11 protein-coding genes (1 of these 11 cut by a window edge) are annotated in these 9682 nt (G+C 49.8%); 1 reads left to right on the forward strand and 10 read right to left on the reverse strand.

The features are described 5' to 3' along the window. Window positions 1-66: 66 nt before the first annotated feature. On the reverse strand, window positions 67-627 hold the full coding sequence (locus QZL66_RS06215) for a flavin reductase family protein (protein ID WP_022410869.1): 561 nt from the start codon (window positions 625-627) through the stop codon (window positions 67-69). 241 nt (window positions 628-868) lie between these two features. On the opposite strand from QZL66_RS06215, the gene QZL66_RS06220 reads away from it, so the two are divergent. Continuing rightward, complete coding sequence (locus tag QZL66_RS06220; protein ID WP_022410870.1) at window positions 869-2221, forward strand: sodium-dependent transporter; 1353 nt, start codon at window positions 869-871, stop codon at window positions 2219-2221. 68 nt (window positions 2222-2289) lie between these two features. On the opposite strand, the gene QZL66_RS06225 is transcribed toward QZL66_RS06220, so the two are convergent. The 9 genes from QZL66_RS06225 to QZL66_RS06265 form a co-directional block, all read right to left on the reverse strand. Next, complete coding sequence (locus QZL66_RS06225; protein ID WP_022410871.1) at window positions 2290-2544, reverse strand: GNAT family N-acetyltransferase; 255 nt, start codon at window positions 2542-2544, stop codon at window positions 2290-2292. Between the two features lie 2 nt (window positions 2545-2546). Next, window positions 2547-3017, reverse strand: coding sequence for an acyl-CoA thioesterase (locus QZL66_RS06230; RefSeq protein WP_022410872.1), 471 nt, complete (start codon window positions 3015-3017; stop codon window positions 2547-2549). A 43-nt stretch (window positions 3018-3060) separates the two neighbouring features. Continuing rightward, window positions 3061-4041, reverse strand: a complete 981-nt coding sequence (locus QZL66_RS06235; protein WP_022410873.1) for a helix-turn-helix transcriptional regulator — start codon at window positions 4039-4041, stop codon at window positions 3061-3063. A 123-nt stretch (window positions 4042-4164) separates the two neighbouring features. After that, entirely contained in the window at window positions 4165-5073 is a 909-nt protein-coding gene (locus QZL66_RS06240) for an AraC family transcriptional regulator (RefSeq protein WP_022410874.1), read from the reverse strand. Window positions 5074-5090: 17 nt separating this feature from the next. Then, window positions 5091-6455, reverse strand: coding sequence for an MATE family efflux transporter (locus tag QZL66_RS06245; RefSeq protein ID WP_022410875.1), 1365 nt, complete (start codon window positions 6453-6455; stop codon window positions 5091-5093). A gap of 257 nt (window positions 6456-6712) precedes the next feature. After that, window positions 6713-8332 carry a cellulase family glycosylhydrolase gene (locus QZL66_RS06250; protein ID WP_022410876.1) on the reverse strand — a complete coding sequence of 540 codons (1620 nt, stop codon included), beginning with the start codon at window positions 8330-8332 and terminating at the stop codon, window positions 6713-6715. A gap of 100 nt (window positions 8333-8432) precedes the next feature. Further along, window positions 8433-8756 (reverse strand): cupin domain-containing protein, encoded by a 324-nt coding sequence (locus QZL66_RS06255; protein ID WP_022410877.1) that lies wholly within the window; start codon window positions 8754-8756, stop codon window positions 8433-8435. A gap of 112 nt (window positions 8757-8868) precedes the next feature. Next, window positions 8869-9291 (reverse strand): Fe-S cluster assembly sulfur transfer protein SufU, encoded by a 423-nt coding sequence (gene sufU / locus QZL66_RS06260; RefSeq protein ID WP_022410878.1) that lies wholly within the window; start codon window positions 9289-9291, stop codon window positions 8869-8871. Continuing rightward, window positions 9284-9682, reverse strand: partial view of an aminotransferase class V-fold PLP-dependent enzyme gene (locus tag QZL66_RS06265; protein ID WP_022410879.1) — the final stretch only. The gene runs 849 nt beyond the window's last position; only the last 399 of its 1248 coding nucleotides appear in the window; its start codon lies beyond the right edge, outside the window; its stop codon occupies window positions 9284-9286. The genes sufU and QZL66_RS06265 overlap by 8 nt, the downstream gene beginning before the upstream one ends.

A 9682-nucleotide genomic window follows, 5' to 3' on the forward strand; every position in this document is an offset into this window, starting at 1 on the left:
TTTGCCGAAAAGACGTAGATAGACGCCTATGAACACAAGCTCTAAGTATCACAATTATTTTTTCGATTACTTCAGCTTTGCGCCGTCACTGAATGCGTTGCCAACCTTTTCGCCCAGCTTCAAATAGGTGTGGTTTGCCGGATCAAAGGCAATGGGCTGGAACTTGGTGAGGTCGATCGTGCCGTCTGCGCTGAGAATGGCTTCGTCTGCGCTGACATTGACAATTTCACCGATCATGCACTCCGACTCTGCATCGTAGCTCACCAGCTTGCACTCCAGCGTCAGCGGAAGCTCCGTAATCATGGGCGCATCCACTTTGTCGCTCTTTACGGTGTGCAGACCGGACTTCTCCATCTTATCCGGCGTATCGTTTCCGGAAACGATTCCCACATAGTCGGCTTCTGCCACGTGAGCAGCATCTGCCATGCTTACGGTGAAGGCTTTCCGTGCGAGGATGTTTTTCACAGTCTTGTGCTTGTGGCTGAGGTACAGTGCGACTTTGTCGCTGTCGCAGACAGAACCCCATGCAGCGTTCATGGCATCGGCTTTGCCAGCTTCGTCATAAGAAGCGATGATCAAAACCGGCATCGGATATAAATAAGACTTTACTCCGAGATTTTTTCTCATGGTTCATTCCTCCTGAATATATTTGAAATATACCGGTATTTTCTGCCGGCACCATGTTTAGAATACCGCATAATCTTAGAAATTTCAAGACAAAAAAATGAAGGCAAAATAAAAAATGAGGTTCCGTTATGACGGCATGGCGAAATAGCAGTGCGCAAATTGATTGACATTCCGGATAAAATATAGTATAATAAATACAATTTGCGGTTTCAGAAGAAACGGAAAAAGAAAGGATGTATGTATGAAAAGCACAAAAAAGCAAGAGAAAAACGGCTTCGGCTCTAAGCTGGGGTTTGTTTTGGCAGCATCGGGTTCGGCTGTCGGGTTGGGAAATATCTGGAGATTCCCTTACCTCGCCGCAAAATACGGCGGAGGCATATTCCTCCTGGTCTATCTCATTCTGGCGGTGACCTTTGGATTCTCTCTGATGATTACAGAAATCGCCATTGGCAGACGAACCGGAAAGAGCGTTATGCAGGCGTACACGAAAATCGACAAACGGTTCAAGCCGCTGGGATGGCTCGCCGGCGCAATTCCGGTTATCATTCTCCCCTATTACTGCGTCATCGGCGGATGGGTATTGAAATACCTGACAGCATTTGCAAGCGGTTCGGGACACGCCGCAGCAGAGGACGGCTACTTCGCCAATTTCATCAGCGGTGCAGGAGCTACAACGCTGTTCTTTGCGATTTTCATTGCTCTGACTGCAATTGTTGTCATCTTTGGTGTTCAAAAGGGCATCGAAACAGTTAGCAAGGTTATGATGCCCGTTCTTTTAGCGCTGATTATCGGCATCAGCATTTACACGCTGACACTTCCGGGTGCGCTGGATGGTCTGGTGTATTATGTACGTCCCAGTCTCTCGGAATTCTCGATCAAAACGGTTATCGCTGCCATGGGGCAGCTGTTCTACTCCATGTCCCTGGCAATGGGCATCATGATCACTTACGGCTCTTACATGCGGAAAGAGGACAACATTGAAACGTCGGTTCGGCAGATCGAAGTGTTTGACACCATCGTTGCATTTCTGGCGGGAATGATCATTGTTCCGGCAGTATTCGTCTTTTCCGGCGGAGATCGGGACGCTTTGAATGCTGGTCCCGGACTGATGTTCGTCACCCTGCCAAATGTCTTTGATTCCATGGCAGGCGGTCAGATCGTGGGAGTTGTATTCTTCCTGCTGGTAGTGCTGGCAGCCATGACCTCTTCCATCTCCCTTATGGAAACCGTTGTTTCCATGATTCAGGATCGTCTGGGATGGAAACGTCTGCCCAGCTGTCTGCTGGTTGTGGGCGTTTCGTTCCTGCTGGGAATGCTGTCCATCTTCGGATACAGCATCTGGTCAGATTTCACTATTTTCAAAATGCAGTTCCTCGATTTCTTCGACTACATCAGCAACAACATTATGATGCCAATCGTTGCGCTGATGACCTGCATTCTGATCGGCTATGTTGCCAAAACCACCTATGTGGAGGACGAAATTTCCAAGAACACGATGTTCCGTGCAAAGGGCATGTATCGCATTATGATTCGGTACATCTGCCCGCTCTGCATGCTGCTGATCCTGTTCTCCTCCTTGTTCCTGACGCTCTAAGCGCATCAATCAAACCAAAACAAAAGCACTGTGCAGTGGAACGCTTCCATGCTGCACAGTGCTTTTTGTTATTTCTGATGCTTTTCCAGCCAGTGAGCCGCATAGGAACAGGTGGCCGTCACCTGTTTTCCCTGCTCCGTCAGGAGCGCAACGGCACGGCGCACCAATTCACCGGCCACGCCCTGTCCACGCAGCGAATCGTCCACAAATGTGTGGTCGATGCATGCCGTTTGGGCATCCGCATCCGGAAATGTGATTTCTGCCAGAAGCTTTCCTGCGGCATCCTCACAGAAAATGCGATGGTCTGCAATCTGATATTCCATGATCAAAAGTTCTCCTTTCGGCGCTGTTTTCGAAGCTGCGCCCGCTTTTCTGCGGCGTTCCACTCCGCCTCCTCTTCCGGCGTTTCCAGGCGCAGCCGTGGCACCTCTGTAGGTTTTTCCTCGTCGTCCAAGGCGACCATCACCAGATAGGCGGTGTTGATCAGCATTCGGGTGCCGTTCAGATTTTCCACATAGGTCTTAGTGCACACTTCCATAGAGGTACGGCGCACATAGGTGATATAACCGCAGATGATGACGGTATCATTGGCGTGTGCCGGTGCCTGAAATGTCAGGGTATCCACTACGGCTGTGGTCACGTTTTTTCCGGAATGCCGTCTGGCGACCACCGCTGCGACAATGTCGATCCACTCCATGAGCTGTCCGCCGAACAGCCGGTGATAGCCGTTGATGTTCGCCTGTGTCAGAATCTGCACCTGCTCAGAATACGAATCACGAACACGTTTTTCTTCCATGCAACCAACTCCTTTTGGTTATTATACCACATTTCTGCGAGCGTTACAATCCCTCAGAATAATTCTGCTGCATTTTTTGAAGTTCCTCCTGCATCTCTTGCACCAGACTCGGCGGAGAGATCACCTTGACCCACGAGCCTTGGGAGAGCAGGTACATGAGAATGCCTCTGCCATGGTTGATCTCCGCCTCGATGATGCAGAGCGCACCGTCTTTCTCCACGATTTTTGCGGTGGGAAGCCGGTCCAGGATTGCCTGCACGGATGGGCCGGAAAAGGAAAACCGGATCTTCTCTGTCTTGCCGGGGAACATGAACTGGTTTTTCTCCCGCAGGTCGCCCTCATCAAAATCGTACTCCTGTTCCAGATGGAACTGTTCCCGATGCTCCGTCATGGAGGTGATGCGATCCACACGGAAATAGCGTGCCACACACACAGCATCCTCCGCTGGATAAGCGATGAGATAAAAATAGTATTCGCTGAACATCACAGATGCCGGACGAATCTTCCGCTTGACTTCCTCCCGATTCATCTTATAATACGTAATGGTGACAAGCCGTTTTTGGTCGATGGCACGAATCAGCTTCCAAAGCGTGTCGATAACAGCAGCACAGTCGGACCGCACCTCGTGGTAATGGTAGACCTCCTTTTGGATGAGCTTTTCCAAACGTTTGCGGTCTTGCACGGTGGTGAAACGCTTTAGCTTTGTGATGAGATTCAGAGCATCTTCTTTTTGAAAACAGCGGCATCCGAGAATCACCTCCACCAGCGCAAACAGTTCCTTGTTTTTCAAAAATTCGTCGCTGGTCAGACAGTATGCCTTTTCCTTGTGCGAGTAGGTCAGTTCTGCATTTTGCATCAGGCTGCGGTTTTCTACCAGAAAATTCTGGATGCGACTGATATCTCTGCCGATGCTCTTGGTGGAAACCTGGTATTCCTGTGCAAGGGCTTTTGATGAAATCGCCTCCCCATGCAGCGCACGGAAGAAAATCTCCAGCATACGGTTGCTTTTTTCAGATTCTATCATTGTAGAATGACACCTCATTTCTGCTTCTATTATAGCACAATCCGCAGACAGAGGGGTGTCTGTTTGAAAAAAAGTTACAAATCCAAAAATGCCGCCCCGCAAAAAAACGGAACGGCATTGGGATTAAGGAAATACTTGTTTTGTCTGGTGGGTCTGCGCCAGACGCTTTTCCCGATATTCGGTCGGTGTACATCCCAGACGTTTTCGGAATGTCTCCGTGAAATAGCTGGAGCCGCTGAACCCGCACTTCCATGCAATTTCCGTCATACTGCGGGAGGAATCCGCCAGCAGTTCAATGCTTTTGGAAATGCGGTACTCGGTCAGGTAGGACACGGGAGTCTGATTCAGGTAGCGCTTGAAGATGGAACAGCAGCTGCTGCGGCAGACAAATCCGGCGGCTGCGATATCCTGTAAAGCAATCTTACTGCTGTAGTTCTGCTGGATGAATCCCACCATCTTATGCATTGCCTCCAGTTGCTTGCTGTCGTTTGGTTCCCATGGATTGACGACGTTCTGCATCTTCTCCCACAAACGATAGCAAATGCGGTAGATACAGCTGTAGAGCTGCAGTGCGTATGCACCCTCCTGCTTCTGTGCACTGCGGTACAATTCCAGCACCAGATCGATCAGTTCTTTTTCCGACAACACCTCCGGATGCAAAATCAAGTACGGCGGAGAGTTGTGCAGGATGTAGTCCATCTGTTCTTGTGTACTCTCATGGGTGGCGATGGAGGGATGGAAAATGGTGCACTGAAATTCGCAATTGCAAGGCTTATCCCAGAATGCATAGTGCATCTGTCCGGAGTTGACAAAAATCATCTGTCCCTCCTCAAGAGGGCAGGGTTCTCCGTTAACGCTGTACCACATAGTTCCACGGCAGACGTAGATAAATTCAAAGTCGTTGTGCCAGTGGTTGACAACAGAGAGCGAGGGATAGTCCTCCTGCCGGGATGCCGAAACTTTGATCGGCATGTGCGGGACATTGTAGCGAATGATTTCGGACTTGTTGTCCATCAGTTCAATGGTGTACATGACGCAGCCCTTTCAGGTCAGGAAATAGCTTTCTGCCGTGTGAGGTTTTTTACCCAGCGATATTTCTTATAGTTCCGGTAGACTGCCGGCAGTTTGATGATCTCATCCACGTTGATTAGAATGTAGACAGCGAGCACCGGAAGCTTCAGCACAAAAGCGGTAAGCAAACCAATTGGAACCGTAACACACCACATAGTCACGCTGTCGCAGAAGAAGCCAAACTTGGAATCTCCGCCGGAGGGGAAGATTCCGGAGATGACAGTCATGTTGATGGACTTTCCGATGACATAGTAGGAACATACCACCAGCATCACACGCAAATAATGCTGTGCCGTTTCAGTCAATGTGGAGAAGTGGGAAACAAACGGAATGATGCAGAGAATCAGCCCGCCGGCAATGGCACCGGCAAGAATGGAGGCCTTGGTAATTTTTTTGCCGTAGAGTTTTGCCTTTTCCAGTTCGCCCTGTCCCAGCAGTCCGCCCACCATGATACCGCCGGCTGTGGCAATACCAGTGCAGAAGCAAATGACCAGATTCTTGATAATGTTGGCGATGGAATTGGCAGCAGCAGCATCACTTCCCATGTGTCCCATAATGACGGAGTACATGGTGAATCCAACGCCCCAGACCAGTTCATCTCCCAGAATGGGCAGTGTGTATTTCCAGAAGTCGCTGCGCAGTGTTTTATCCTGAACAAAGGCATAGCGCAGGCGAATCTTGATGTAATCCTTTTTCAGCATCACAGAGAGTCCCCAGAACAGCTCGATCACCTTGGAAAGCACAGTTGCCAGTGCTGCGCCGGCGATTCCCATTTCCGGAAAGAAGCCAATGCCGAAAATAAAAGCGGCGTTCAGGAAAATGTTGATGACTACGGAAACGGAACTGATGACGGCACTCTCCACGGCGTGTCCGCAGTTTTTCAGGATGCACAGGTAGATCTGGGAAATACTCAGCAGGAAATATGAGATGCCAACTACACGCAGATAAGCTGCGCCGTCTTCGATCAGAACAGGGTCTGAGGCGAAAATCCGCATCAGCTGTTCCGGAAAGAATGAGGCGCCAATGGTAAACGGCAGCGAAATCAAAACCGATGCAGCCAGACCGATGCCCAGCGTTTTTTCCACAGAATCACGGTCTTGGATGCCCCAGTACTGTGCGGCAAAAATCGACACACCGGCGGTGATCGCAAACAAAAACAGGGAGTAGACAAACTGAATCTGTCCAGCCAGAGAAACGGCGGACAGCGCATCCTGACTCAGAAATCCAAGCATAAACGCATCTGATGCATTGACGAGCGCCAGCATCAGCTGCTGTAGAGAAATCGGGATCATCAGGTGCATTAATTTTTTGCGAAACTCCGCAGAAGCTTCATGATTGACCATAACTGTAATCTCCTTTTCGTTGAATTGCGATTGATATTATAATCCAAAAAACTGCGAATTTCTATAAAAATTGCATGATTTATTATAACAATCGTATATTCTCCGGAAAAGAACTGCGGAGCAGAAAAAATGCTGCAATGTGAAAAAACTGGCGTTTCACAGAAATTGTGCGCTATCGCCAAAAGCGGAATGTGAAACAAAAAAACTGCTGTACCATTTGAAAACAGTACAACAGTTTCCGTTTTCTTTGTGTTCTGTTACGAACCGGAATACGATGTCAGTATAACCGCTTCCCCCAGCAGATACCGGCACAGGAGCACCACATCTGCAACGCTGAACACGCCATCACCGTTGGTGTCCTGCGGGCTGGCAGTCAGCACATCATCCGGATTTTTCCATTTGGTGATATTCAACCGCATCAGTGTTAGATCCGCACCGTTGACCAGCTTGTCGCTGTTCACATCGCCTGCGATTATTTTGCTGTCCGGCGATGCAGTCGTACCGCTTCCGCTGCCGTAGTAGTCGGAAAGGGAGATACCATTCGAGCCAAGAGGAATGGTGTGATCCAAGCTGATGAACTTACCGCTGTCATTCTGCCACAGGGATGGCTTGACCAGGGCGTACTTCTCCACGTCCCACTTGCCGAAGTTGTCATAGACCAGACCGCCGGTATCGCCGGAATTTTCGTTGAAGCACCAGAACGTATGGTGGATGCGGTGTTCGATCATGAAGTCCCGCAGATAAGTCATCCACGCCTCATTCTTTCCGCCGTCCATAAATCCGCCCCACTCGCCCATGAGCAGCGGTGCCACTTTCTCATCCTGTAAGAAATACCAGTTGTCATACCAGCAATCTTTCAACAGGGTTTCCTGCGTGAAGCCATCGTAGAACCACTTCTGATCGTAGACCAGCGGACCGTAATCGTGGGGCGAATAGACCAGCTGGCTCTGGTATTCGCCGAGGTCGATGGGATATTTTTTTGCGCCGCGGAAATTTCCACCCCACCATGTACCATAATAATATTCCGTCATGGTGGTATAGTCGATTCTCGGCGCTGTCCAGTCGTATCCCTCCTTGGGATATACTTCGGTTCCCTCCACCATAATCAGCAGGTTCGGATTCTTTTCCAGCACGCAGGCAGCTGCAGTTTCCGCCGCATATTTCCAGTTGGTGGGGTCTTTGGAATCGTCCCACTTTGCCATTTTATCTTTCACATCTGCCGTTCCGTGAGGTTCGTTTTTCAGGTCGATCGCAAGAATGGTGTCATCATCCTTATAGTAATCCGCAAACCACGCCAATGCTGTGCACCAGTCTTCCGTGCTGAACTTGTCTGTATACCAAAGGCTGATCTGATGTCCGGCAGAGGCGGTCTCAGCGCTGTGGATGTCGATCATGATCTTGATGCCAAGCTCTCTGCACCACTGCACTGCCTGATTCCAGATATCAAAGCTATACTTGACCTTACCGCCCTGCACGCCCTCCACCGTCAATTCCGGATTGGAGTACTCGTTGACCTTCGGCGTTGCCGGATCGGGATCGCCGTTCTTCCATTGCAGCAGAATTTCAGTGGACATGGGGACACGCAGAAAGTTGAATCCATGGTCGGCGATCTGGCGCAGCATATCGTGCATATTTTGCGACCAAACGCCGTCGAATACCTGACTCCCCACGTTATAGCCAAACCAGTTGCAGCCAGTGATCCAAACCGGATTGCCATCCCTGTCCACGATTTCAGCGTTGTCGTTAACGTGCAGCCAGTCGTCGTGGTAGGCATCCGGCGTTGCAGCAGCGCTGGAAATGCTGGCAGCAGACGGCACCAGCAGCGATGCCGTCAAAAGCACCGGCAGCACAAGTCGGCGAAAAAATGAATATGACATATGAATATCCTCCTCACTCCAACAATTGATCGTATGATGTCATTTTATATTGTAACACATTTTCATGAAAATGTCAATTGTTTTTGTGAGAAAACACAAGCTAGAACGAAACGATCAGCTGCATCTTAAAGCGTTCCTGTCCGAAAACAGCATGGGGAATGTCTTTCGGCATAATCAGGGTCTCGCCAGCCTGCAACACGAACGCCGCTCCCCCAACGGTAAATTTTCCTGTTCCCTCCAGCACAGTTACCATGGCATCTCCGCCGGCAGCATGAGTGGAGATCTCCTCGCCCTTGTCAAAGGAGAAGATGGTCATGCTGACCTTTTCGTTCTGTACCAGTGTCTTGCTGATTACCTGTCCCGGCTGGTATTCCACCAAATCTTTCAGCTGCAGTTTGGTTTGCTTTTCAATATTTTTATACATGCGAAGTCCTCCTGCTTTTTTTATTATTATGTCACATGTGTATGTTCTGATACACAAAAGAACTGGGAAATCGAATGTGCAGCTCCGATTTTTCCAGTTCTTATTCCTGCATTTATTCTGCTTTTTCCAGTGCTTCCCGCAGGGTACGCCAGCCCAGAACGGCGCACTTTACTCTTGCCGGCATATGCGCAATATCTTTCAGAGCAGAAGCCTCTTCCAGCTCCTCAATTTCTTCCTCGGTTGCAGTTCCTTTGATCATTTTCAGGAACAGATCAGACAGGTGTAGCGCCTCTTCTTTGGTTTTCCCCAGGATCATGCCGATCATGATATCTGCAGATGCCTGTGAGATTGCGCAGCCGTCACCGCTGAAAGACGCATCCTGAATCACGCCGTCCTCGACCTTTAGGTTCAGCCAGATGTCATCTCCGCAGTTGGGATTGACACCCTCCAGCTTGAGCGTTGCATCCGGCAGATCGAACTTAAATTCCGGACGGACATTGTGTTCTGTGAGAATCTCATTATAAAAGTTATTCATCGCCAAATCCCATCCTCTTTCGAATATTTGCCACGCTCTCCAAGAAGCGGTCCACCTCTGCAACAGTATTGTAGAACATGACACTTGCCCGTGCAGTTGACGGAATGCCAAGATGCTGGTGCAGCGGCTGTGCGCAGTGGTGACCGGCACGAATGTCAATGCCGTCGCTGCTGAGAATTTCGCTGATATCGTGCGGGTGTACACGATCCACTGTGAAAGATGCAATTCCTGTGTGGTTGTCCGGCCGAGCCGAACCCAACAGGTGCACATGGGGAATGCTCTGCATGCCCTTGATGAGGTATGCAGTCAGTTCCTGTTCTGCCCGATGGACATTTTCCATGCCCAGTGTATTGAGATATTGAATGGCTGCTGCCAGTCCAACGGCACCGGC

The organism is Ruminococcus sp. CAG:330 (genome assembly GCF_000437175.1).
In the GTDB taxonomy this organism is placed as follows: Bacteria; Bacillota; Clostridia; order Oscillospirales; family Ruminococcaceae; genus Ruminococcus_C.

Excerpts from the sequence above, each read along its gene's own strand:
- sufU (WP_022410878.1), bottom strand. The coding sequence starts at position 9,291 with ATGAATAACTTTTATAATGAGATTCTCACAGAACACAATGTCCGTCCG.
- QZL66_RS06230 (WP_022410872.1), bottom strand. The coding sequence starts at position 3,017 with ATGGAAGAAAAACGTGTTCGTGATTCGTATTCTGAGCAGGTGCAGATT.
- QZL66_RS06240 (WP_022410874.1), bottom strand. The coding sequence starts at position 5,073 with ATGTACACCATTGAACTGATGGACAACAAGTCCGAAATCATTCGCTAC.
- QZL66_RS06235 (WP_022410873.1), bottom strand. The coding sequence starts at position 4,041 with ATGATAGAATCTGAAAAAAGCAACCGTATGCTGGAGATTTTCTTCCGT.
- QZL66_RS06245 (WP_022410875.1), bottom strand. The coding sequence starts at position 6,455 with ATGGTCAATCATGAAGCTTCTGCGGAGTTTCGCAAAAAATTAATGCAC.
- QZL66_RS06220 (WP_022410870.1), top strand. The coding sequence starts at position 869 with ATGAAAAGCACAAAAAAGCAAGAGAAAAACGGCTTCGGCTCTAAGCTG.
- QZL66_RS06215 (WP_022410869.1), bottom strand. The coding sequence starts at position 627 with ATGAGAAAAAATCTCGGAGTAAAGTCTTATTTATATCCGATGCCGGTT.
- QZL66_RS06255 (WP_022410877.1), bottom strand. The coding sequence starts at position 8,756 with ATGTATAAAAATATTGAAAAGCAAACCAAACTGCAGCTGAAAGATTTG.
- QZL66_RS06225 (WP_022410871.1), bottom strand. The coding sequence starts at position 2,544 with ATGGAATATCAGATTGCAGACCATCGCATTTTCTGTGAGGATGCCGCA.
- QZL66_RS06250 (WP_022410876.1), bottom strand. The coding sequence starts at position 8,332 with ATGTCATATTCATTTTTTCGCCGACTTGTGCTGCCGGTGCTTTTGACG.